General features: G+C 63.4%; 20 protein-coding genes and 1 pseudogene. 5 read left to right on the forward strand and 16 right to left on the reverse strand.

Features of this window, described 5'->3' with window-relative positions; all coding sequences use genetic code 11:
* Positions 1-43: 43 nt before the first annotated feature.
* The 14 genes from Q5Z11_RS10520 to Q5Z11_RS10585 form a co-directional block, all read right to left on the reverse strand.
* On the reverse strand, positions 44-1,231 hold the full coding sequence (locus Q5Z11_RS10520) for a flagellin (RefSeq protein WP_303749933.1): 1,188 nt from the start codon (positions 1,229-1,231) through the stop codon (positions 44-46).
* Positions 1,232-1,584: 353 nt separating this feature from the next.
* Positions 1,585-2,811 carry a flagellin gene (locus Q5Z11_RS10525; protein WP_303749934.1) on the reverse strand — a complete coding sequence of 409 codons (1,227 nt, stop codon included), beginning with the start codon at positions 2,809-2,811 and terminating at the stop codon, positions 1,585-1,587.
* Positions 2,812-2,878: 67 nt separating this feature from the next.
* Entirely contained in the window at positions 2,879-4,081 is a 1,203-nt protein-coding gene (flgL, locus tag Q5Z11_RS10530; RefSeq protein WP_303749935.1) for a flagellar hook-associated protein FlgL, read from the reverse strand.
* A complete protein-coding gene (gene flgK / locus Q5Z11_RS10535; protein WP_303749936.1) occupies positions 4,081-5,958 on the reverse strand; it encodes a flagellar hook-associated protein FlgK in 1,878 nt (625 codons plus the stop codon). Before flgK ends, flgL begins: the two co-directional genes overlap by 1 nt.
* Before the next feature lie 11 nt (positions 5,959-5,969).
* The gene (gene flgJ / locus Q5Z11_RS10540; protein ID WP_303749937.1) at positions 5,970-7,163 is read right to left on the reverse strand and encodes a flagellar assembly peptidoglycan hydrolase FlgJ; all 1,194 of its coding nucleotides are present in this window, start codon (positions 7,161-7,163) and stop codon (positions 5,970-5,972) included.
* A gap of 1 nt (position 7,164) precedes the next feature.
* On the reverse strand, positions 7,165-8,280 hold the full coding sequence (locus tag Q5Z11_RS10545) for a flagellar basal body P-ring protein FlgI (protein ID WP_303746372.1): 1,116 nt from the start codon (positions 8,278-8,280) through the stop codon (positions 7,165-7,167).
* 8 nt (positions 8,281-8,288) lie between these two features.
* A complete protein-coding gene (gene flgH / locus Q5Z11_RS10550; RefSeq protein ID WP_303746373.1) occupies positions 8,289-8,978 on the reverse strand; it encodes a flagellar basal body L-ring protein FlgH in 690 nt (229 codons plus the stop codon).
* A 22-nt stretch (positions 8,979-9,000) separates the two neighbouring features.
* Positions 9,001-9,786 carry a flagellar basal-body rod protein FlgG gene (gene flgG / locus Q5Z11_RS10555; RefSeq protein WP_303746374.1) on the reverse strand — a complete coding sequence of 262 codons (786 nt, stop codon included), beginning with the start codon at positions 9,784-9,786 and terminating at the stop codon, positions 9,001-9,003.
* A gap of 292 nt (positions 9,787-10,078) precedes the next feature.
* Positions 10,079-10,828, reverse strand: a complete 750-nt coding sequence (locus tag Q5Z11_RS10560; protein ID WP_303746375.1) for a flagellar basal body rod protein FlgF — start codon at positions 10,826-10,828, stop codon at positions 10,079-10,081.
* A 187-nt stretch (positions 10,829-11,015) separates the two neighbouring features.
* The gene (gene flgE, locus Q5Z11_RS10565) at positions 11,016-12,236 is read right to left on the reverse strand and encodes a flagellar hook protein FlgE (RefSeq protein ID WP_303746376.1); all 1,221 of its coding nucleotides are present in this window, start codon (positions 12,234-12,236) and stop codon (positions 11,016-11,018) included.
* 31 nt (positions 12,237-12,267) lie between these two features.
* On the reverse strand, positions 12,268-12,945 hold the full coding sequence (locus Q5Z11_RS10570) for a flagellar hook capping FlgD N-terminal domain-containing protein (protein WP_303746377.1): 678 nt from the start codon (positions 12,943-12,945) through the stop codon (positions 12,268-12,270).
* Between the two features lie 26 nt (positions 12,946-12,971).
* The gene (gene flgC / locus Q5Z11_RS10575; protein WP_303746378.1) at positions 12,972-13,379 is read right to left on the reverse strand and encodes a flagellar basal body rod protein FlgC; all 408 of its coding nucleotides are present in this window, start codon (positions 13,377-13,379) and stop codon (positions 12,972-12,974) included.
* Between the two features lie 11 nt (positions 13,380-13,390).
* On the reverse strand, positions 13,391-13,795 hold the full coding sequence (gene flgB, locus Q5Z11_RS10580) for a flagellar basal body rod protein FlgB (protein ID WP_303746379.1): 405 nt from the start codon (positions 13,793-13,795) through the stop codon (positions 13,391-13,393).
* A 296-nt stretch (positions 13,796-14,091) separates the two neighbouring features.
* Positions 14,092-15,048 carry a chemotaxis protein gene (locus Q5Z11_RS10585; protein WP_303746380.1) on the reverse strand — a complete coding sequence of 319 codons (957 nt, stop codon included), beginning with the start codon at positions 15,046-15,048 and terminating at the stop codon, positions 14,092-14,094.
* A 114-nt stretch (positions 15,049-15,162) separates the two neighbouring features.
* On the opposite strand from Q5Z11_RS10585, the gene flgA reads away from it, so the two are divergent.
* From flgA to Q5Z11_RS10605, 4 genes are all read left to right on the forward strand, one after another.
* Complete coding sequence (gene flgA, locus Q5Z11_RS10590; RefSeq protein WP_303746381.1) at positions 15,163-15,807, forward strand: flagellar basal body P-ring formation chaperone FlgA; 645 nt, start codon at positions 15,163-15,165, stop codon at positions 15,805-15,807.
* 62 nt (positions 15,808-15,869) lie between these two features.
* Positions 15,870-16,172: a flagellar biosynthesis anti-sigma factor FlgM gene (flgM, locus tag Q5Z11_RS10595; RefSeq protein ID WP_303746382.1), complete on the forward strand. Its 303-nt coding sequence runs from the start codon at positions 15,870-15,872 to the stop codon at positions 16,170-16,172.
* Positions 16,169-16,507, forward strand: coding sequence for a flagellar protein FlgN (locus tag Q5Z11_RS10600; RefSeq protein WP_303746383.1), 339 nt, complete (start codon positions 16,169-16,171; stop codon positions 16,505-16,507). Before flgM ends, Q5Z11_RS10600 begins: the two co-directional genes overlap by 4 nt.
* Positions 16,508-16,619: 112 nt before the next feature.
* A complete protein-coding gene (locus Q5Z11_RS10605) occupies positions 16,620-17,813 on the forward strand; it encodes an ATP-binding protein (protein WP_303746384.1) in 1,194 nt (397 codons plus the stop codon).
* 295 nt (positions 17,814-18,108) lie between these two features.
* Here Q5Z11_RS10605 and Q5Z11_RS10610 read toward each other — a convergent pair whose 3' ends face one another.
* Complete coding sequence (locus tag Q5Z11_RS10610; protein ID WP_303746385.1) at positions 18,109-19,839, reverse strand: EAL domain-containing protein; 1,731 nt, start codon at positions 19,837-19,839, stop codon at positions 18,109-18,111.
* 20 nt (positions 19,840-19,859) lie between these two features.
* Positions 19,860-20,840 (reverse strand): annotated as a pseudogene (locus Q5Z11_RS10615) (sensor histidine kinase); the annotation flags it as partial.
* A 404-nt stretch (positions 20,841-21,244) separates the two neighbouring features.
* Here Q5Z11_RS10615 and Q5Z11_RS10620 point away from each other — a divergent pair.
* Complete coding sequence (locus Q5Z11_RS10620; protein WP_303750014.1) at positions 21,245-24,019, forward strand: bifunctional diguanylate cyclase/phosphodiesterase; 2,775 nt, start codon at positions 21,245-21,247, stop codon at positions 24,017-24,019.
* Positions 24,020-24,318: the final 299 nt, after the last annotated feature.

The following is a 24,318-nucleotide window of genomic DNA, read 5'->3' on the forward strand; positions in this document are numbered from 1 at the left end:
GCTACATCACGTTCAGTGCCGGTGTAAGCGCACCGCTTGGTGCTTAGCCCAGCAGGCTCAGCACGCTCTGGGTGGAGCTGTTGGCCTGCGAGAGCATGGCGGTACCGGCCTGCTGCAGGATCTGGTTGCGAGTCAGCTCTGCGGTTTCCTTGGCGTAGTCAGCGTCACGGATGCGGCTACGCGAGGCGGACAGGTTTTCCGAGGTGGTCGACAGGTTGGAGATGGTGGAGCTGAAGCGGTTCTGGATCGCACCCATGTCGGCACGCGAGCTGTTGACGGCGGTCAGTGCCTTGTCAACGATTTCCAGTGCCTGCTGCGAACCGGCGACGCTGGAGATGTCCAGGTCCTTCAGGAACTTGGTGCCGGTGGTGGCATTGGCGGCCACGGTGCCGGCGACGATGCCAGCGCCCGAGTAGGCCAGGCCGGCGGCGTCGGTCTTGGTGGCGTCGGTGAAGGTGAAGTCCTTGCCAGCCTTGACCGAGGTCATGCTCAGCTTGCCATCCTTGTCGACCTCGGCGTACACGCCGGTCTGGTCCATCTTCTCGTTGATGGCTGCTGCCATCTTCTTGCTGACGTCGGTACCGGTGTCGCCGACGGCAACCTTGACGGTTTCGATGGTGACGCCGTTGACGCTCATGCCGCCGATGGAGCCGGCCGAGGTAGCTGCACCCGATGCCAGTGCGGCGGTCGAGGTCTGGGTTGCGGCAAAGCCGGCGCGGCCCAGTGCATCGATGTTGGAATCGACGATGCTGTTGATGCCGATGGTCTGGCCGGCGTCAGCACCAACCTGGAACAGGGCGCCGGAGAAGGTGCCGTCCAGCAACTTGGTGCCGTTGAAGTTGGTCTGGTTGGAGACGCGGTCGATTTCCTTCAGCAGCTGGTTGACTTCCGAGTTCAGCGCTTCGCGGTCGGTCGAGGAGTTGGTGGCGTTGGACGACTGCACAGCCAGCTCGCGGATACGCTGCAGGTTGTTGCCGATTTCGACCATCGCGCCTTCAGCGGTCTGGGCCAGCGAGATGCCGTCGTTGGCGTTGCGGGTAGCAACGTCCAGGCCGCGGATCTGGGTGGTGAAGCGCTCGGAGATGGCCAGGCCGGCAGCATCGTCCTTGGCGCTGTTGATGCGCAGGCCCGACGACAGACGCTGGATCGAGGTGGCCAGGCTGCTGCCGCTCGTGTTCAGGTTGCGCTGAGCATTGAGCGACATGATGTTGGTGTTGATGACTTGTGCCATGATTTCGGATTCCTTTTTGTCGTTTGATCCGGCAGCTCAACCTGACCGGTACTGGGTGCAGTGGGAGGTGCCGTAGGGGCCGCAGTACCGCTGCTGATATCAATAACGGCAGCACCCTCCCGCGCTTTAGGGCTTCCGTAAGATCTGATTGACAAAAATCGCTGTCCAGCGCTGGAAGGCCTCGCGCGCCCTTTGTAGGGGCGGCGTAAGCCGTGAAACCGGTAGTGCGCGCGGCCCTTTGGATTCCGCGATCTGATGATGCGCCAGCTTCGCGGCTCACGCCGCTCCCACAAGAATCAAGAATAAAAAAACCCCGGCAAGCCGGGGTTTTTGTTTGATCACGTGGTGCGTGCTTACTTGAGCAGGCTGAGCACGTTCTGCGGCACCTGGTTGGCCTGGGCCAGCATGGCCGTACCGGCCTGCTGCAGGATCTGGGTGCGGGTCATCTCGGCGGTTTCCTTGGCGTAGTCCGCATCGCGGATGCGGCTACGGGAAGCGGAGAGGTTCTCCGAGGTGGTGGCCAGGTTGGCGATGGTCGAGGTGAAGCGGTTCTGGATCGCACCCATTTCCGCACGCGAGCTGCTCACCGCGGTCAGTGCCTTGTCGACGATTTCAATTGCGCGCTGCGAACCAGCGAAATCGGAGATGTCCAGATCTTCCATGTGGCGGGTACCGCCGCCATTGGCAGCGACGCCGGCTGCAGCGGTGGTTGCGCCCAGATCGGCCGCCAGCGAGACGGTGATGCCGGTGCCGCCGGTCAGGGTGCCGTTGGTGATGCCGCCAAAGTCCTGGCCGGCCTTGACCGAGGTCAGCTTCAGCTGGCCGCCTTCGATGGTTGCGTACATGCCGGTCTGGTCCAGCTTGTTGTTGAAGGCCTGTGCGACCTTCTTCTGCACGGCTGCTGCGTCGTCGCCGACTTCGATCTTGACGTCGTCAAGCTTGATCTGCGAAGCAGACGCCGCGCCGGCCGGGGTGACGCTGACGGTGATGCCGCTGATTGAACCGGAGGCAGTCGCTGCGGTGCCGCCGATGCCGGCGCCAGTCACGTTGTCGGCGAAGCCCGACTTGCCCAGCGTGTCAATGTTGGCGTCGACGATGGCATTGATGCCGATGGTCTGGCCCGAGTTGGCACCGACCTGGAACAGGGCACCGGTGAAGCTGCCGTCCAGCAGCTTGGTACCGTTGAAGCCGGTCTGGTTGGCAACGCGGTCGATTTCCGACAGCAGCTGGTCGACTTCGGCGTTCAGTGCTTCGCGGTCGCTGGGCGAATTGGTGGCATTGGACGATTGAACCGCCAGTTCACGGATGCGCTGCAGGTTGTTGCCGATCTCGACCATCGCGCCTTCGGCGGTCTGGGCCAGCGAGATGCCGTCGTTGGCATTGCGCACGGCGACATCGAGGCCCCGGATCTGGGTGCTGAAACGCTCGGAGATGGCCAGTCCGGCGGCATCGTCCTTGGCGCTGTTGATACGCAGGCCCGAAGACAGACGCTGGATGGACGTCGCCAGGCTGCTGCCGCTGGTGTTCAAGTTGCGCTGAGCGTTCAGCGACATGATGTTGGTGTTGATGACTTGTGCCATGGGACTTCTCCGTTGTGTTCGGTGACGTACTGCGTGTGAGGAGGCGGAAGCGTTGCGGATTGCGGAATCAGCGGATCATGTTGAACAACGACATCGACTGCATCTGGGTGAAGATGGTCTGTGCCGCCTGCAAAGCCGCACCTTCGAGCTGGTATTGCCCGATGGCTTCGGCGTAGTTGAGGTCGCGTAGCTGCGACAGGGAACTTTCAAGCGTGATGCTGCTGGCCTCGCGCAGCGATGCCGCATCATCGATTGACTTGAGCTGTGCACCGCCGGCGGCGCGCGCATCGATCAGGCTGCCCGATGCACGGGCGACATCGCGCATGCTCGCCTGCAGTGCGTTCTGCTGCGCGGTGCGGCCGGCTTCGGTGGAGGTGTCCATCTGCAGCGACTGCACCAGCTGGTCGATGGTGCTGAACACATCCCGGGTACCGGCCTGACCGGCGGTGAATGCATCGCCAGCGGCGGGTGTGCCTTCAATGCGCACGCGCAGGCCTTGGAAGACGATGTCCTCGCCGGTCTTGTAAGTGCCGGTGCCAACCACGGTGTTGCTGGCGTCCACCACTTCATAGGTGTCGGCGGCAGTAAAGCGCAACGTGTAGCTGTCGCCATTCCAACTACCGGAACCATCGCGGCTGATATCGGTCAGTACCGCCTTGCCGGTATTGCCGGCGACTGCCGCTCCATCCACCGTGCCGTCGCCGGTACGGATGCGCAGGAAGACTTCGCTGCCCGGCTGGGCGTCCTTGACGAACGTACCTGGTGCAATCTCGACCTGACGCTGGATCTGATCACCGTTGTAGGTGACGGTGCCATTGGCGAGGGTGAACGGTGCGGCACCATCGGCGGCACCGCCGAACAGGTAGCGGCCATTGCCATCGGTGGTATTGGCCAAGGCCAGCATCTGGTCCTTGATCGCCTGCAACTCGGCCGACACCGTCTTGCGGTCCTCGGCGGACAGCGTGGCGTTGTTGGCCTGCACCGTCAGATCGGAAACCCTTGCCAACAGCTCATTGGCCTGCGCCAGGGCGTTTTCCTGCAGACCCAGCCGGTTCTGCGCGGTATTGGCGTTCTTGCCCAGCTGTTCCATCTCGGCCAGCACGCGATCCAGATTGACCGCGGTGCCGGAGGCGACGGGATCATCCTTGGCAGTGACGATCTTCTTGCCGGTTGCCAGCTGCTGCTCAAGATGATTCATCTTGCTCTGCTTGGACAGCATCAGCGAGACCGACTGGTCGTACATCATGTTGCTGGAGATACGGTTACTCATCAGCCCACCGCCTTCAAGATCGTCTGGAACATGGTGTCGGCGGTGGAGATCAGCTGCGATGCCGCCTGATAGGCCTGCTGCAGCCGGAGCATGTCCGCCGCTTCTTCATCAAGGTTCACGCCCGAGATTGAGTCGCGCGATGCCTTGGCGTTGTCGTTGATCACCTGCTGCGCCTGCAGCGAGTAATCGGCGGCACGCGCGGCAGAACCAATCTGCGTGGTCAGCCCGCCCAACGCGCCGTTCAAGGTGACGGTGCCGCCATTGAATGCCTTGGCATCTTCAACATTGGCAAGCCGCGAGGCGTTGCCGTTGTCACTGGAGCCTGCAGCGGTTCTGCCGATGTCGAAACGATCGCCAGCGGCCGGCTTGCCATCAAGGACGACGCTCCAACCATTGGCGCTGATGGTCTGGCCAGGCGTGTACGGGTAGGGGCCTGCGCCATCGATGGTGTAGTTGTTGGCGTCGACGAAGGTGATTGCAGCCGGGTTGAGCAGGGCAGGGTCACCGGCGTTCAGTACGTCCAGTTTGCCGAGCACACCGGTGCCGGTATTGCTCAGCACGGCGGTGCCCTTGACCGGATTGGCGGCGGCGATGCGCGAGGGATCGGTAATCGCCACCGACAGATCATTGGTGGCGTTGGCGGTGGGCTGCAGCAGGAAGCGGTCACCCGTCGCCGGCGTTCCGCCGACGACGAACTGCACGCCATTGACCACGAACGGATCGGCAGCGGTACCGGTGCCGGTCATCGGTACAGCAACGCCGGTATCGGCACGCGTCGCCTGCCAGTTCGTGCCGTCGAATTTCAGCAGCAGGTTCTGCCCATCCAGCGCGGCCAGGTCGCCGTAGCTGGCGGTGAACGTTGCGCTGCCGGTGTTGCCGCTATGGCCGGCGATCTTCGGCGCGCCGAGATTGAAGAAGTTGCCACCCATGTCGCCGTACAGGTCCATGCCTTCGGCATGTGCCTGGTTGAACGACTGCGCCATGCCGACTGCGATCCGGCCGAGTTCGGCCTGCGCAGGTGTCAGCACGGTTTCGCGGAATTCGAGCAGGCCGCCGATCTGGCCGCCAAGCGCCTTGCTGTCCAGGGTCACCGTCATGCCTTGGGTCTTGATCGCAAGACGCAGGCGTTCGGGCTGGTAGGGATCGGTGGCGGTGGTGATCTGCGAGGCGGTGGTGCCAACCACCAGCGCATGTCCACCGGCCGAGTAGACGTTCATCACGCCGCCGTCCTGGATCACCGCGGTGCCGCCGGTATAGCCGACGAGTTTGGAGATCAGCTGGTCACGGCGGTCCAGCAGGTCCGGCGCGGCGGCAGCTGCATTGCTGCCAATGGCACCATTGATCTGCGCGATCTCGGAGGCCAGCCGGTTCACCTCGGTGGCGGCCGAGATCAGGCCGTTGTTGACCTCGCTGTTCAAACTGTCGAGGTTGCTGTTGAGCTGCTTGAAGCGGTTGACCAGGGTGCTGGCGTTGTCCAGAACATCACGCCGGTCAGCGGTGCCGGAGGCATTGGATGCCAGTCCATTGACGGCGTCAAAGAAGTTGGACCACACGCCATTTACATTGGTGGCTGCATCGGAGAACAGCGCATCCACGCGGTCGGCCATGCCGGACAGCTGCTGCAGCCGTGCCAGCTCGCCATTGCTGTCGAGCAGGCGCGAGATCGCCAGCTGGTCGGCGACACGCCGGATGTCGGTGATCTTGGTGCCGTTGCCAACGTCGCCATAACCCACGTCGCTGGGCTCGCGCGTGGCGAAATCCACCTTCTGCCGGCTGTAGCCGTCAGTCTTGATGTTGGCGACGTTGTGGCTGACAGTGGCCAGCGCCCGTTGGAAGGCGATCAGGGCACTGGTGCCAGTGGAAAGAACATTAGACATGGACGGCTATCTCAACGTCGGGTGATGCCGGTAGCACCGGCGTTACTGGCAAAGGTCTGGCCCAGGCGCGCACCGGCATCACCGATGGCGGCGACAGCGCGCTGGATGGTCGGGCCAGCGGCAATGGCGGCGATCTTGGCGGCGTACGAGGGATCGGTGGCATAGCCGGCACGCTGCAGGCCCTGGGCGAAGCTGCGTACATCGCTGCCGGCGCTGAGCGCAGCCTGGTAGCGGGGGCTGTTCTTCAGCATGCGGACGTAGTCGCCAAAGCTCTCCGCCATCGAACCATAGGCACGGAAGCTGGCGGTCTCGTTGCGGCGTTGGCCATTGACGTATTCATGGGTACCTGTGGTTGCGCGCTCACCACTCCAGCCGGTGGCCTTGATGCCGAACAGGTTGTGGCTGCTGTCACCGTTGTCGCGCTTGATATGGCGCTTGCCCCAGCCGGTCTCCAGCGCCGCTTGCGCAACCAGTGCGCGTGGATCGACGCCCAGCTCGCGCGCGGCACGCTCGGCATGCGGCCAGATACTGGCCACGAAGCCTTCCGGGGTGTGCTTGCCGAGCTTGTCGGCGGCGACATTGGCAGTAGCTGTATCGACCGCGTCACCGCGCTCAGCTGCCGATACCTTGCTCCAGCGGTCGTTGCTCATCGCCCAGTCGGCTGCTAACTCGGTCGGGGCGTTGTCCTGATAGGGATTGGCTGAATTCAGTGATGCATGGAAGCTGCTGCTGTCACGGCCTGCAATCAGGTCCAGCACCTGCGCCTGTGGCGCCATATAAGTGGACTGGTCATTGATGTTCAGCGATGACAGCGGATCCTCGCCAATTGCCGGCGCGGTGTTGAGCGGCAGGCCGGTGGCCGCGGGAGCTGCCAATTGATAGGCGCGTGCCGCAGCGGCGGGCTTGATGCTGGGATCAACCGTCGGGGTCGTCGTAGCTTCAGCGCCACCCAATTGACGGGCGATCATCGCCGACAGGCCCAGCCCGCGACCACGCGTCATTGCCTCGGCAATGCGCTGGTCGTACATCTCGCGGAACATCTGGTTTTCACCGGGGAACAGCGAATCGCCAAAGCTGGCATCGCGCATGCTTTTGACCAGCATCTGCGCGAACTGGCCTTCCAGCTGACGCGCGACCTTGTCGATCTTGGCTGGATCATTGGCGATGGCCGGATTGATTTCCAGCGCGGGCGCGGCGATACGCATGTCAGATCACCTCAAGGTCGGCAGTCAAGGCACCGGCCTGCTTGAGGGCTTCCAGGATTGCGATCAGGTCGCCCGGCGCTGCGCCAACTTCGTTGACCGCACGTACGATCTCGTCCAGGGTGGCGCCACCATCGAAACGGAACATGCGGCTGCCTTCATTGCTGGCAGTGATGGTGGACTGTGGCGTTGCGACGGTCTGGCCACCACCAAAGGCATTGGGCTGGCTGACCTGGGTCGATTCGCTGACGGTCACCGTCAAGGATCCGTGCGAGATTGCTGCCGGGCTGACCCGCACCTGCGAGCCGATCACCACGGTGCCGGTACGCGAGTTGACCACGATGCGCGCCGGCGCGGTGCCGGGCGAAAGCTCGACATTCTCAATGCGCGCCAGCATGCCGATGCGTGCACCCGGATCAGTCGGTGTCTGTACCGAAACCGTGCCGCCATCGACTGCGCGCGCCGCACCTTCACCGAAAGCGGCATTCAGTGCGCTGACCATGCGCGAGACGGTGGTGAAGTCGTTCTGGTGCAGGTTCAGGGTGATGTCACCGCCACCGGAGAAGACATCGGGCAGGGCGCGTTCAACGGTAGCACCGTTGGGAATGCGGCCAGCGCTGGGAATATTCACCGACACGCGCGAACCGTCCTTGCCCTGCGCACCAAAGCCGCCAACGATCAGGTTGCCTTGGGCAATCGCATATACCTGCCCATCGATACCTTTCAGCGGCGCCATCAACAAGGAACCACCACGCAGCGATACGGCATTGCCGATCGAGGAGACGGTGATGTCGATGGTCTGGCCGGGTTTGGCAAACGGCGGAAGTTCGGCATGGATCGCCACCGCAGCGACATTCTTCAGCTGCGGATTGACGTTTGCCGGAACATTGACGCCGAGTTCGCCAAGCAGGTTCTTCAAGCTCTGCACGGTGAACGGTGCCTGGCTGGTGCGGTCACCGCTGCCATCAAGGCCGACGACCAGGCCATAGCCGACCAGCGCATTGCCGCGCACGCCGCCTACCTGGGCCAGGTCCTTGATCCGCTCGGCATGGGCGGGCAGGGCGACTGCCAGTGCCATTGCCCCCAGAGCCACGTATCGTTTGAAAGAGAGAGTCTTCATCACAGTGCTCAGAACAGCGCGAACGCTGAGTTGAAGAAGCGACCCAGCCAGCCCATCGCGTTGGATTGGGCGACCGCGCCGCGACCGCCATAAGCGATGCGCGCATCGGCGACCTTGCTCGAGGCAATCGTGTTGTCCGGGGCAATATCCGCAGCACGCACGACACCCTGGATCTGCACCAGTTCATCGCCTTGGTTCAGGCGCAGGTTCTTCTGCCCCTGCACGACCAGGTTGCCGTTGGGCAAGCGCTGGATCACGGTAACGGTCACGCTGCCCTGCAGGCGGTTGCTCTGCGCGCTGTTGCCCTTGCCCGCGAAGTCACGCTCGGACGATGCCGAGGCGCCGAGGATGTCCTTGCCGCCGAGTGTCACCGGGGCACCGAACAAGGTTGGCGTGCCGACGTCGATGTCCGACTTCTTGCTGATCGCAGTGCTGGCGGTGGTGGTGGCCATGGTGTTTTCGACCAAGGTGATCGTCAGCAGGTCACCGACATCGCGCGCGCGTCGATCTCCGTACAGGTTCAAGCCCGGGCCGGCGGCGTAGATCGCGCCAGCGGTCGGCGCTGCGGCCTGCACGACGATGGGCTGGATAGGCGCCATCGGTGCATAGGGGCGTACATCGCCGGCCAAGGTGCAGCCGCCGATCAAGGCAGCGCACATGGCGATGGAAAGTTGGCGCAGGAGTGGGGTGCTGCTCATGACGGTATCCCTTGGCGACCAATCAGACGTTGTTGTTGAGGTAGCCGAGCATGGAGTCGGTGGTGGAGATGGCCTTGGCGTTCATTTCGTAGGCGCGCTGGGTCTCGATCATCGACACCAGCTCTTCAACCACGTTGACGTTGCTGCCTTCCAGCGCACCCTGTACGACCGTGCCCAGGCCATTGAGGCCGGGCGTGCCGTTCTGTGCCGGGCCCGATGCGGTGGTTTCCAGGTACAGGTTCTCGCCCTTGGCCTGCAGGCCGGCGGGGTTGATGAAGTCGGTGAGCGTCAAGGAGCCGATTTCGACTGATGCGGCTTCGCCAGCCATCTTCACGCTGATGGTGCCGTCGGTACCGATGGTCAGCGATTGCGCGCCCTCGGGAATCTGGATGCCGGGCTGCACCGGGTAACCACTGTTGGTCACCAGTTCGCCCTGTGCGTTGATCTGGAAGCTGCCGTCGCGCGTATACGCCGACGTACCGTCGGGCATCATCACTTCAAAGAAGCCGCGGCCATTGGCCATCACATCCAGTGCGCGACCGGTCTGCTGTTGGCTGCCCTGTTCGAAATGCTTGGACGTGGCGACGACGCGGACACCGGTACCCAGCTGCAGGCCGGTTGGCAACTGCGTCTGTGCCGAGGACGAACCGCCGGGCTGACGCACCTGTTGGTACAACAGGTCTTCAAAGCTGGCGCGGTCGCGCTTGAATCCGGTGGTATTGGTGTTGGCCAGGTTGTTGGAGACAACCGACATGCGTGTCTGTTGTGCATCCAAGCCGGTCTTGGCGACCCACAATGCCTGATTCATGGTGCGATTCCTTGGTGACGGATACCGGCCGATTGGCCCTTGCCTGTGTCAATGCATGGGCTGTGCCAAAAATGCCGCCGGAATGTCGACGCTGCATGCGATGTGGTTGCCGAACGTTCGTCAGCGTCGCCACTGCTTTGCCAACGCCGCTGCGGGCGAAGGCATGCGCGCATTCGCAGGCTGATGCGGATGAATGGGGAGGACGCATGGGCGGGTGACACACCGCCGCTGTTCCGTTCCGCTCCCCGTAGCAGGGGAGGGCGCGCACTGTGCGTGCGCGTGGGTTCAACTATCAGCCGTTCAGGCGAAGCAGGGTGTTCGCGCTGCGCGCGTTCTCGTCACCGTGCTTGATGACCTTGACCTGCATTTCAAACTGGCGCTGCAGCTGGATCATCTGCACCAGCGCGCCCGCTGCATCCACGTTGCTGGATTCCAGCATTCCGCTCTCCAAGGCCTTGCCCTGGCGCTGGGCAAAAGGCTGCTGTGGATCGGTGTTGCGCATCAGCCCGTCGAGGCGTCGTTCCAGCCGCTCATTGGGTGCATCAACCACGCGCAGCCGGCCAATCATCGCCATCGTTTGTGGGCCTTCACCCAACGGAATGATCGACAAGGTGCCATCGTGGCCGATCTCCATTGCCTGGTGCGGTGGCACCGCGATCGGATTGCCGTTGTCATCGAGAACCGCATGGCCTTCGGCGGTCACCAACTGTCCGTTCGGCGTCAACGACAAGGCACCACTGCGGGTATAGGCCTCACTTCCATCGCTGGATTGCACCGCCAGCCAACTGCCCGGCTGCAGCGAAAGATCCAGCGAATTGCCGGTGATCTGCTGCGCGCCAACGCGACGGTTGAAACCGGCATCCACGTGTACGGCATCCACGCGCGACGGAAACCCCGGCCCCTGGATACGGAACGCTTCGGTGTTGGCCAGCGCTTCCTTGAAGCCCGGCGTATCCGAGTTGGCCAGGTTGTGCGACACCGTGGCCTGCGCCTGCAGCGAGGCGCGGGCACCGGTCATGGCAACGTAGAGGGCTTTGTCCATAGGGCGGGGATTCGGAAGTTTGGAATTGGGTTTTGACGTTTGCAGCCAAGCCGACGTGCCGCTGAGCGCAGCACCCGAACCAGAAGCGTTTCATCAATGAACAGAGCCGTGAAAGGCAGCGGTGCAATCGGTTCAGGAATCGACCAAATGCTGGTCAATTCCCGATTCCGAGTCTGCCATTCACGCCTTAGCGGATATTGATGATGCTCTGGGTGATCTGGTCCTGGGTGGACACCATCTGCGCGTTGGCCTGGAAGTTGCGCTGGGCGACGATCATGTTGACCAGCTGTTCGGTGAGATCCACCGTTGAGGCTTCCAGCGAGCCAGCCTGGATCTGGCCCAGATCCGAGGTGTCCGGTGCACCGGTACGCGGGGTGCCCGAAGAGAAGGTTTCAACCCACAGATTATTGCCCTGGTTCTGCAGGCCCTGCGGGTTCTTGAAGGTAGTCAGTGCGACCTGGCCCAAGGCCTTGTCATCGCCGTTGGTGTAGCGCGCATACACCACGCCTTCCTCGGAGATGCTGATCTCGTTGAGCTTGCCGGCGGCATAACCGTCCTGGCGGGTATCGCGCATTGCGAACTTCTCGCCGTACTGGGTAGCGCCGGACACGTTCAAGGTCAGGTTGACCACGCCGGCGCCAGTGGCCGGGGTGAATGGTGCCAAGGTGATGTCGCCATTGGCCGGGCTGGTCAGGGCGCCGGCGTTGGAGAACTGCAGCAGCGACGGTGCGCCGGCGGACTGGCCATCGACATAGTTGTATACCTGCCACTCGTTGGGGTTGGCAGTCTTCACGAAGTACGAGGTCTGGGTGTGGCTGACGCCCAGCGAGTCGTAAACGGTGACGCCACCAGTGGAATGGTTGTAGCTGTTGGAATCGGTCGGGTCGAACGTGCCGATCGTCGGCTGCGGTGCGTTGCCGGGCAGGGTGAAGGCCATGTTGACCAGGGTGCTCTGCTTGGGCGGGCTGTCGGTGGTGAGCAGCTGCAGGTCGGTCAGCTCGCCGTCGAAACGCGTGCCATCGGCGCTGGGAGCGAACACCTGCAGGCGCGCGCCTTGCGGGTTGATCACATAGCCGTTGTTGTCGGTCTGGAAGTTGCCAGCACGCGAGTACACGCGGGTACCGTTCATGCTCATGGTGAAGAAGCCTTCGCCAGCCACCGCCAGATCCAGGCTGCGGCCGGTCTGGTCGATATTGCCCTGCGAGAACTGCTGCGCGACATTGGTCAGGCGCGAACCAGAACCCATCGCGTTGCGCGACAAGCCATAGCTGGTGGCATTGAACAGATCGGCGAACTCGGCGCGCGATTCCTTGAAGCCGGTGGTGTTGACGTTGGCGATATTGTTGGCGGTGACATTCAGGTCCGCGTTGGCCGCGTTGATGCCCGACAGTGAGACGTTGAAGCCCATGGCGATACTCCTGGGAAAACGAAGAGGGGGCTCAGCTGACGCGGAGCACGTAGTCGAGCGGGGCAGTGCCCAGCCCCTTGAGGTTCAGGTACAAGCCATCGGAGCCCACGGTCACGCTCTCCACTTCCGCCTGCACGTAGGTGCTGAGCTTGCTCTGCGCACCAGCGGTGTCGGTATGGGTGGCGGTAACGGTGTAGCTGCCCGCTGGCATCCGCTTGCCATCGGCGTCGGTGCCATCCCATTGGAATGCCACCTCGCCGGCGGCATTCGCCGGTACGGTCAATTGGGTCACCTTCAAGCCATTGGCATCGGTGATGTCGACAGTGACCGAGCCGGCTGATGGCGCGGCAACGGTGCCGCTGGTACCACCTTCGGCCTCCAGCGCGACCTTGGTCGAGGGCACCATCACTTCGTGGCCGACCAGGGCGGCGCCACGCAGCACCTGGTCGCTGGCCATGGATTGCTGGAAGCCCTTCACCGAGGTGTTCAGATCGGTGATGCCCTGCACCGTGGACAGCTGCGCCATCTGCGCCACCATCTGGCTGTTGTCCATGGGCTTGGTCGGATCCTGATGCTGCAGCTGGGTGGTCATCAGCTTCAGGAAATCGGCCTGGTCCAACGAGCTCTTGTTCTTGCTGGTCGTGGTCGTCGTGTTGGGCGCGGTAAGCCCAAGCGAGCTGTACAAATCGGTGTTTACGCTGGTGCTCATGTCGGCAGATTCCTGGGGGAGTGGGCTCAGCGGCCCATGGTCAGCGTGGCCAGGGCAAGTTCCTTGGCAGTGCTGAGCATTTCCACGCCGGCCTGGTAATTGCGCGAGGTGGAGATGAGGTTGACCATCTGCGCGACCGGATCGACGTCGGGCGAATACACATAGCCCTCGCCATCGGCCAGCGGATGATTCGGTTCGTAGCGCTTGATCGGCGCAGCGTCGCTCTGTGCGATCTCCTTTACCTGCACGCCGGTGAGGTTCGGATCGCTGCGACTGGTGACGGCCTGGAAGATAGGTTCCAGCGGCTTGTAGACCGTCTCCGGCGAGCCGGCGATGGAGTCGGCATTGGACAGGTTGGAGGCGATGGTGCTCATGCGCACCGACTGCGCCTTCAAGGCGGCGCCGGCGATATCGAAGATGGGCAGATTGCTCATGGCGTGCTTCCTTACTGGCCAGTGATGGCGGTGAGCATGGTCTTCACCTTCGACTCGACGAAGCTCAGTGAGGCGCGGTACTCCAAAGCAGCACGGCCGTAGGCGGCGCGCTCGGCATCCGGATCAACGGTGTTGCCGTCCAGGCTGGGCTGCGTGCCTTCGCGCAGGATCTGGAACGGATTGAGGCCGGCATTGCCGCCAATGGCGTAGTGCTGCTCGGCGGTGGTGTTCAGCAGACCGTTGCCACTGGTGGCGCCCTGGGCATTGCGCAGGGCGGCATCGAAGTCGAGGTCGCGGGCCTTGTAGCCGGGCGTGTCGGCATTGCTGAGGTTGCTGGCGATCAGCTTCATGCGCTGCTCGCGCAGCGGCATTGCCTGGGCATGGATGCCGAGATAGTTGGAAAACAGGTTGGCCATGTGGAACCTCCCACGGAACGTTGCCGGGGAAGCTGCAAAACCTGTGCCAAAGAAGCATGTAGTGCCGAGCCATGCTCGGCAGGGGCACTACCAAGGTGCCCGGGACCAACATTGTAGGAGCGGCGTAAGCCGCGAAGCTGGTGCTGCGTCAGCCCGCAAAGAGCGAACCCCTCCTCAACCCTCCGCTTGGCTGCGCCAAAGGGAGGGAGCGAATCTGTAGTGCCGAGCCATGCTCGGCAGGAGCTTTACCGGTAGCGCCCCTGCCGAGCATGGCTCGGCACTACCGGAGACTGGCCTCAGCTATATGCGTACTGGGTCTCAGCCACATGCCGCAGGCGCTGCAGGACGAAATCCGCCAGCTCATGTGGGCTGTACTTGGCAACGAAGGCATTGGCGCCTACGCGTTCGACCATGGCGTTGTTGAATACGCCCGACAGGGACGTGTGCAGCAGCACGAAAAGACCGGCCAGGCCCGGGTGGCGGCGGATTTCCGTCGTCAGGGTGTAGCCGTCCATCGCCGGCATTTCGATGTCGGAGATCACCATCGCATAGCGATCAGCGGGGTTCTCGCCTGACGCATGGATCTGCAGCAGGTGCTCCAGCGCCTGCTTGCCGTCGGAGAGCAGGGTGGCGCTCACTCCCAGCTGGTCAAGCACACTGCGGATCTGTTGGCGTGCCACGCGGGAGTCATCGACGACCAGGACCTGCATCTGTGGCGCATCGGCGGGCAGGGCCATCGATGGGTCGAGCACGGCCTCGCTGCGTACCTGGGCAATATCGGCGAGCACGCTTTCGACGTCGATGACCTGGATCAGCTCGCCCTGGAAGCGGGTAACTGCGGTCAAATACGTCGATTCAGCGCCCAACTCCGGCGGCGGGTGGATATCCTCCACCGCGATGTTGACGATGCGCTCAACCCCGCTGACCAGGAAACCCTGTACCGAACGGTTGAACTCGGTAACCACCAGATAGCCTGGCGAGGTGTCCGCCTCGGGCTCGCGCTCGGGGTGGCCGATGGCCAGGCCAAGATCCAGCACCGGCACCGAGCGGCCACGCACATCGGCCACGCCGGCAAACTGGGTCGGCAGGCCGGGCACCTGGAACAGGGCTGGGCGGCGCAGCACTTCCTGCACCTTGAATACATTCACGCCAAAAAGCTGACGGCCGCCGAGGCGGAACAGCAGCAGGGCAAGGCGGTTATGGCCGGCCAGCCGGGTGCGCTGGTCAATTCGGTTGAGCAGGTCTTGTGACATGAATGCTGTATCGGCGGCAGGTGCCGACAACTTGAGTGCTTGCCAGCCCGGCAATTGGCACGGCGCTTGCAGCGTCATCCATCGAACTATTCCTGAGCCGGGTGGCCGCCGCTGATGCGCTTACTCCTATCTATTTGCCTGCTGTTGCCTTCACTGGCCGGCGCTACCGCTTTCCAGCCGGTGGAGTCGATCCGTGCTGCGGCCCTGGCCACGTTGGGGGCAGGGGAGAGCGGCGAAGCCAATCTCGATGCCAATCTGCGGCTGCCGGCGTGCACCCAGCCTTTGCAGGCCAAGGTAACCGCCAACACGACCGTGGAGGTCGCCTGTCCGCAGGCGGGCGGTTGGCGCTTGTTCGTGCCGGTCAAAGTGCGCCGTGAGCAGCAGGTACTGGTGTTGGCCCGGGGCGTGGCGGCTGGAGAAACGCTGGCAGCGGCCGATATAAGCAGCGTCAAGCGCGACACGGCACGCTTGGCCGGCGCCGTGCTGTTGAAGCCGGAGGCGGCCGTGGGCCGGGTGGCACGGCGTGCATTGAGTGCCGGTAGCCTGCTGTCGGCGACCGATCTGGTTGCGCCCCGCACCGTCCGCCGCGGCGATAATGTCGCCCTGGTGTCCCGCCGCGGCGGGGTCGAAGTGCGTATGGCAGGCAAGGCCCTGGGCGACGCTGGAGAAGGGGAGCGGGTGTCGGTCGAGAACCTGTCTTCACGCCGGGTGATGCAGGGTATCGCCACACCCGGTGGCGACGTGCTGGTCAGCCGATAAATTACTAAAGAACTGTCCGGCGCTGCCGTTATCGTTTTTGAACCGAATCAGGACTCCATCACATGAGCCAGAAAATCGACGGTGGTATTGCAGTCGCAGCGCAGTTGCGCAGTGTGGCCATCAACACCAAGGTGGCCGCCGCAGGCGACGCCAAGCCCAAGCCGGTGGAGGCAGCCGACAGCGTGCGCCTGACCGGCGAAGCGACCCAGCTGCAGGCCGTACAGCGTGAGCTGAGCGCCGCTCCGGCCATCGACCAGGCACGCGTGCAGGCAGTGCGCGAGTCGTTGGAGAACGGCAGCTACAAGATCAACCCGGACGCGATCGCATCGCGCATGCTGGGCCTGGACCAGCAGCTGCAGGGATGAACCTCTCCATGGGCGACCCGTTGCAGCGTCTGAGCGAAGCGCTTGACCGCGAACAGCGCGCCTTGGCTGAGCACGACGTGCCGGCCCTGGTGGCAGCAACCGGCAACAAGCTGGAGGCCCTGCGTGAGCTGGAGCGGCAGCCGCCGCTGCACGAGGCCGAACGCCTGAAGGAACTTGCCGAACGCAACCACGCCAATGGCGTACTGCTGGCGCGCCGCCGACGCGAGGTCAATTGGGCCTTGCGCCAACTCGGTCGCAGCGAAGCTGCACCTTCTTACGATGCCAAGGGGCAGGCGCAGACCGTCCATTCGCGGCGGCCTTTGGCCGTCGCCTGATCTGTGAAAACGCGGCGCTACTGCCGCGAACGGATGCACACATCCGGCTATAGTGGCGGTCCGTTCCCTCGTTGTACCGGCCGCCGTGACCCAGATCGACAGCTCCATTCTCATGCCCACGCCCTCCGCCGCCACCTTGCGGGCGCTGGGTGAACGGGTCCAGCACGGCATGCTGCTATTCAACGGTAAATTCGAAGTAAGCGTCGCCAATGCCCTGGTGCGGGAGTTGTTTGGCGCGGATGCCGCCAGCAGTGCCGATCTTGGGCGTCGGCTTGAGGCCTTGCTGCCGCCGTTTGCCTTGCCGCAAGCTCGTGAATCGGGCACCTGGGTGGGTAGCCTGCCGATCGGCGAGCGGGTGATCACCCTGCACCTGCACCATCACAACGATGCTGGCGGCGACGCATTCCTGGCCTTGTTCCAGCACGTGGATGGCCCGGAGGACTACGAGCGGGAGCTGCAGCAGCGCCACGCCGAGCTGCGCCAGGCCTACCTGCGCTTGAATGGCACCCAGGAGAAGCTGCTGCAATCGGAAAAGATGGCCTCCATCGGCCAGCTTGCCGCAGGCGTCGCGCACGAGATCAACAACCCCATCGGCTATGTGCACTCCAACCTGGGCAGCCTGCAGGAATACCTGCGCAGCCTGTTTACGGTGATCGAAGCCTATGAGCGGGCCTTGCGCGCGCCAGATCCCAAGGCGCTGATTCCCGAAATCGACGATATCCGCGACCGTCTGGACATCGACTTCATCAGCCGCGACCTGCCGCAGTTGATGGCCGAGTCGCGCGAGGGCATCGAGCGGGTGACCCGCATCGTGCGCGACCTGAAGGACTTCTCGTATTCCGGCCGCGACGAGTCGTGGAAGCTGGTCGACCTGCACGCCGGCCTGGAATCGACCATCAACATCATCTGGAACGAGCTCAAGTACAAGGTCACGCTGGAACGCCGGTATGGCGAGCTGCCGATGATCGAGTGCCTGCCTTCGGAGCTCAACCAGGTCTATATGAACCTGCTGCTCAATGCCGGCCACGCCATCGCCGATCGCGGCAACATCGCGGTCAGTACCGGTGTCAGCGGTGATGAAGTGTGGGTCGAGTTCAAGGATGACGGCGCAGGTATTTCCCCGGAGCTGCGGCAGCGCATCTTCGACCCGTTCTTCACCACCAAGCCGGTGGGTAGCGGCACCGGACTTGGGCTGTCGATCTCCTACGGCATCATCAACAAGCACCACGGCCGCATCGACCTGGACAGCACCGTAGGCGAGGGCTCCTGCTTCCGGATCGTGCTGCCAATCCGCCAGCCAAAATAATCGGCCGCAGGATCCCTGGATTGTGGGAGCGGCGTCAGCCGCGAAGCTGGTGCCGCGTCAGTTCTCACGGCACCGGCGAGGTGGCTGCAGCGATACGGCGATTGCCTGAAGCTGTAGGAGCGGCGTCAGCCGCGAAGCTGACGTCGCGTCAATCCCCGCGGAATCTGCAATCACGCAATCGCTTTGGCTTTTGCTGGGAGGCATGGCTGTTTGCACTGGATCCACGCCTATCTGTACATCAGTGGCTTCGCGGCTTACGCCGCTCCCACAACAGCTGCAATGATCTGCCCGAGGCTTAAGAAGCCCCGACACCCTGCTTCTCATCATGGGTGCGGAAGGCCTGGCGGATGTGCTCGCGCAGGTCGTCGTCATTCCATGGCTTGGTCAGGAAACGATAGATCGCGCCACGGTTGATTGCGTCGGTGACGGTGTTGAGATCGGTATAGCCGGACAGCACCAGGCGGATCGTATCCGGGTACAGCATCTTCACCCGGCCAAGGAACTCGGTGCCGCTCATATCACTCATGCGCTGATCGGACAGGATCACCTGCACGTCGTTGATCGCCAGCAGGTCGAAGGCATCACGCACATTGCCCGCGGCCAAGATCCGGTAGCCATCGCGACGGAACAGGCGCACCAATGAACGCAGTACGTTTTCTTCGTCGTCCAGCAGCAGCAAGGTGCGGTCGGGGCGAGTCTCGGCAAACGCTTCCGGACGCAGATAGCGACGACGCAAGGTCATGCCGGCCGCATCGGCCGACATCGGCTCGCCGAACAGATAGCCCTGGAACACGTCGCAGTCGTTGCGACGCAGGAAACCGAGCTGGGCCTGCGACTCCACGCCATTGGCGATCACCGTCATGCCCAGCTGGTGGCCCATGGCGATGATGGCGCGGCTGATCGCCGCCTCACGGTTGGCCGCGGGTGCGCTCTTGATGAAGCTGCGATCGATCTTGAGCTTGTCCACCGGGTAGCGGACCAGGGCGCTGAGGCTGGAGTCGCCGGTGCCGAAATTGTCCAGGCACAGGCTGATGCCTTCATTGCGCAGGTTGGCCAGGGTCTCGTGGACGAAGTTGACGTTGTTGGTCAGCGCACTTTCGTTGATTTCCAGGGTCAGCATGCGCGCCGGCACGCCGATGGACTGCAGCATCGCCATGACTTCGGTGAAGAAGTTGGGGCGCAGCAGCTGCAGGGTCGAGACGTTGACGGCAACATTGAAATCCTCGAAGCCCTGGTCGCGCCATGTCTTGGCCTGGCGCAGGGTCATTTCCAGCACCCAGGCGCCGATCTGCACGATGATGCCGAGCCGTTCGGCGGTACGCATGAAGCGCTCCGGCACCAGCATGCCCAGCGTTGGCGATTGCCAGCGCAGCAGCGCTTCCATGCCCATGACATGGCCGTCGCGGGCGCTTACCAGCGGCTGGTAGCGCAGGCGCAGTTCGCCATTGTCGATGGCATCCACCAACTGACGCGAGATGATGCTCTCGCTGTGGGCACTACTGGGCTTGTGCAGGACATGCACATGCACCGCGTTGCCGCCTTCGCGGCCGGCCTGGTGCAGGGCGTCCTCGGCCAGATCCAGCACGCCGGTGGCGGTGTTGGAATGCTCCGGGCACAGGCCGACGCCGATCTTGGCAGTCAGGAACAGCGTATACGGCAGCACCGACAGCGGCAGTTCAATCTGCTGGCGGATCTGCTCGGCGAAGTCCTCCGGAGTGGGCGTCTGGCTGGTGCGTGGCACCGCGATCAGGAACTCGTCGCTGCCGTGGCGCCATAGCCGTCCGCGGTCACCGATGAAGGCGCGCAGGCGGTCGGCGATCAGCACCAAGGCCTGGTCACCGACTTCGGCGCTCATGTTTTCATTGACCGAGGCAAAGTGATCGATGTCCAGATGCAGCAGCATCAAGGAGGTGCCGCTGCGGTTGGCTGCATCCACCAGGACTGCCAGTTCCGGATTGCCGGCCCCAAGCCGAGCCGGCCGCGCGTCGGCGCGGTCACTGGAAGAAGAGGGGCTGGCATTCCACATCGGGCGGTTTCCTTGAGGTGTCACTGTGCGGCCGCCGCGTAGGGGAGCCGCAGGTCGATCCGGGTGCCTGCACCCGGCGCGGTTTCAATATGCAGGCTGCCGCCGGCACTCTGCGCACGTTCACGCATCACGATCATGCCCAGACCACGCGGACCAGCGGGGTCAAAGCCTTCGCCGTCATCCACCACCAGCAGGTGCAGCCTGCCTTCGCTGCTGTCGCGCAGCGACAGCGAGACCTGGCTGGCGCAGGCGTGACGCAGCGCATTGGTCAGGCTTTCCTGGGCAATGCGGAAGCAGGCCTGCTCCACCTCGTTGCTGGGCCGGCGCGGCAGCGCATCGACGTCCAGCAGCAGCTCCACGTCGGTGGAGCGGAACAGCAGCCCGGCCTGCCAGCGCAGGGCTGCCTCCAGTCCCAGTGCATCCAGTTGCGGTGGGCGCAACAGCATCGAAAGATTACGCAGTTTGATCACCGTGGTATCAGCCAATTCGATGATCTGGTCGATATCGTCCTGCCGCCGCGGTGTGTTTTCTTCATCGCGGGCGGCACAGGCTGCCAGCTTCATCGCGGTAATCGCCTGGCCGATATCGTCGTGCAGGTCGCGCGAGATTGACCGACGCTCGTCTTCCTGCAGGGAGAACAAACGACCGGCCATGGCCTGCAGCTCGCTATTGCTGGCAGCCAGGGCGGCGCGGCCGTGTTCCAGTTCGCTCAGGTCACGGATGACGAACAATTGGCAGTCGCGGCCGGCATGGCGCAGTTGCTGGGTGATCATCACCGCATGGAACGGTTCGCCGCCGATGCGGCACAACTGCACCGGCAGTTCACCGTTATGCGAGCGCGGCATATGCGCGTCCAGGCTGGCCAACAACTGCGTAGCGCTGTCGGTGTGGCCTACAGCGATGCCCAGGATGCTGCTGGCGGCAGGATTGGCATAGATGACGGCATCGCCGTCGGCGATCAACACGCCATCCGGCAACAGGGCTGCCAGTTGCACGAATTCGGTCGGCAAACGGTGGCTTGCTCGCGTCGCCCGTAGTAGTGAATTGAGTCGCCAGCCAAGCACCAGCAACGACAAGCAAAGTATCAGTGCGATGGCCATCACACTTTTTAACTGCCAGCTGGCGGGGCTAGCGCCGGCCAGCAGCAGAATGACGATGGAAACAGCCAGAAAAACAGCGAAACCAAGCAGCCAGAAAGTGCAGGTACGCGCCGACGAGAGCGGCGCAGGCACAGGCAAAGAGACAGCGGGGGCCGGATCGGCTTCCATCATTGGCGGGGTTTCGGACTAGCGTCGGCGCCATCTTAGCGGCTTGTGCACATGCCGGGCGACGAAGTGCTCAATTCTGCCGACTTGGTGCCGTTATCGATTGAGTCCCCGGTTTGTCGGGCATGGAGATAGAGCGCGTGGATCGCGGCGTCATAGCTAGCCTGCTTCGTCACCCGTTGAATGCAGCCGTCGTGCTGCTGGATACGGATGGGCAGCCTTTGGCTGCCAATGGCATGGCCAGGGAGCTGGGCCTGCCCGAACGTCTGTCACGTTATTGCCAGCAACTGGCCGGTGCTCGCCAGCAACTCGCCCAGCAGGGCATGGTTGCCTGTCCCTTGCCTGGCGACGGGCAGCGGCTTGAGGGTTGGTTGAGTGCGGTGCAATCGCCTGCGGCAGCGCCACTGGGTTATCTCTATTCGGTGGCCAACGATACCGAGTCGCGCAATGCCCGCTGGGTGAGCGCGATGGAATCAGCCGGCCACAGTCTTTGGGACTGGGACATCATTGCCGACACGATCACCCGCACGGCACAGGCCCATGAGGCCTCTTCCATACCATCTGGTACGGGTTTGTTGGATGAAGTCCACCCCGAAGACCAACTGGTGCTGCGGCAGGCGATCGCCGCCCATCTGCACGATCCACAGGTGCCGTTCGCCTGCCAGTTTCGTCTGCGACAGGCCGACGGCAGCTGGCATTGGGTGCTGGATCGTGGCCAGGTGATCACCCGCGCGGGCGATGGTCAGCCGCTGCGGATGGTGGGTACCTATACCGACATCCAGCAACAGAAATCGCTGGAGGATGAGCTGCGCTCGCAGCAGGCGCTGTTGCGCCGCGCCCAGCGCGTGGCCGGCATGGGCAGCTGGGTGTGGGAGCCGCAGCGCGGCCGCGTGCAGTGGTCCGACGAATTTTCCGCGGCCATCGGCTGGGGCACTGCGGCATTGCCCAGCGGTCGGCAATGGCTACGCAACCTCAGCAAGGATGCGCGCAGGCATCTTTTCGCCAGCTGGCGACGTTTGCTGGACGATGCTGCCGGTGGCAGCTTCGACCTGACCTGGGGCCGCGACCCGGTTACCCAGCAGCAGCTGCGGATATGGGTGGAGCTTGATTACGACGGTGCTGGCGCTTTGCACCGGGTGCTGGGGCAGGTGCAGAACATCAGCAACCAACGCCGCACCGATGCGTTGATCCGATGGCGCACCGAGCTGCTGAACCGCGTGTCGGCGCTGGGCCGCATCGGTGGTTGCGAGATTGAAGTGGACACCCGCGCCATGCAGTGGACCGAGGAGTGCTACCGCATCCACGGCCTGCGCAAGGCGCCGGTCACGCTTGACCAGGCGCTGGACCTCTACACCCCTGATTCGCGTGACGGCTTCGAAGCCGCGCTACTGCGCATCGCCGAGGGCGGGCTGCCCGAGCAGCTCGACCTGTGTTTCTACCGCCCCTCGGGGCAGCGGGTATGGGTGCAGGTGCTGATCGAACTGGATCAGCGCGAAGGCCTGCCGGAACGCTACGTGGTGCTGTTCCGCGACATTACCCGCGAACGTGACGCCGACGAACGGCTTGAACTGCTGGCGCACTACGATTTGCTGACCGGTCTGCCCAATCGTATGTTGCTGCGCGAGCAGGGCTCGGAGGCAATCATCGAGGCCCGTGAACGCGGCGCCATCCTGGCGATGCTGTTCATCGACCTTGACGGGTTCAAGACCATCAATGACACCTTTGGCCATGCCACCGGTGACATGTTGTTGAAAGCCGCAGCCGCGCGCCTGCACCAGAACCTGCGCAATGCCGACCTGTTCGCTCGTTTCAACGGCGACGAATTCATCGTCATCCTGCGCAACCTGGTCGAGGCGGAGGATGCGGGGCATGTGGCACGCAAGCTGATTGCCTCGTTGGCTGAGCCTTTGTACCGCGAGGATGCAACCCTGAAGGTCGGTGCCAGCGTTGGCATCGCACTGCTGGACGACAGTCGCAACGACTTTGACAGTCTGCTGCGCGCCGCGGATGCGGCGATGCACGCGGCCAAGGAGGCCGGGCGCAACACCTATCAGTACTACAGCCAGGATGCGCTGGCGCGCACCCAGCGCCGGATCGAGATCGAACATGCCCTGCATGGTGCGGTCGAACGCGACGAATTCAGCCTGGTCTACCAGCCGCTGGTGCATGCCAACGGCGATCCAACTCCCTCGATCGAGGCCTTGCTGCGCTGGAACAGTGGTCGCCTGGGGGCCTGCAATCCGGCCGAGTTCATCCCTATTGCCGAGAAGTGCGGCGAGATCATCCACATCGGTGATTGGGTATTGCAGGAGGTTTGCCGCCAGGCGGTTGTCTGGCAACAGGCGGGCCTGCAGTTTGATCGGGTGGCAGTGAACGTGTCTGCGCTGCAGTTGCGCGACCGTGGCTTTGCCGAGCGGGTGGTTGCCATCTGCCAGCAGTCTGGCTGGCCAGCGCAACGGCTGGAGCTGGAGCTGACCGAGTCAGCCCTGATCCGTGATACCGACGCGTTGCGGCAGTGCTTCGATGTCTTCGAGGAGCACGGTATTCCGCTGGCAGTGGATGACTTCGGCACAGGCTTCTCCAACCTGCATTACCTCAACCGGTTCCCGGTGCAGCGACTGAAGATCGACCGCAGCTTCGTGCAGGGCATGCTGCACGATGCAGGTACCGCCGAAGTCACCCAGGCCATCGTGCACCTCGGCCACGCGTTGGGTATGCGGGTGGTGGCTGAAGGCGTCGAGACGCCGGCCGAAGCAGCGATGTTGAAACAGCAGGGCTGCGACGAGCTGCAGGGTTATCTGTACTCGCGTCCCTTGCGGCCACGCGAGATGGTGCAGTGGTTGCGCGGCGCCCCTGCTGAACTGCTGGAACCGCCGCAGGTTGCATCGAACAACAGCATCAGCGCGACGCACTGAGTTCCGAAGACAACATGGAGCCCGGCTACGGAACAGGTAGCCGGGCTTTTTTGTGCGCGCAAATACCGGCTGCTGTGCTGCCAAACGCCGTTGTTGCGAAGAAATCCATGTCGCTTGCGGCGTTGCTGAGTCGCCCGCAACACAAAGTAGTGAGGGTAAGCGCAGCGCATCCTGGAGCCTTGACTCTGCGTATCGTGTGGAGGCCCTCCAAAGGCCCCGGGTGCGCTGCGCTTAACCGGGCTACGGAATGGGCTACGGAATAGCACAACTGGCCAGGTCGGCCTTGCTCAGGCAGCGGA

The sequence above is a fragment of the Stenotrophomonas sp. 610A2 genome (assembly GCF_030549615.1).
GTDB lineage: Bacteria > Pseudomonadota > Gammaproteobacteria > Xanthomonadales > Xanthomonadaceae > Stenotrophomonas > Stenotrophomonas pigmentata.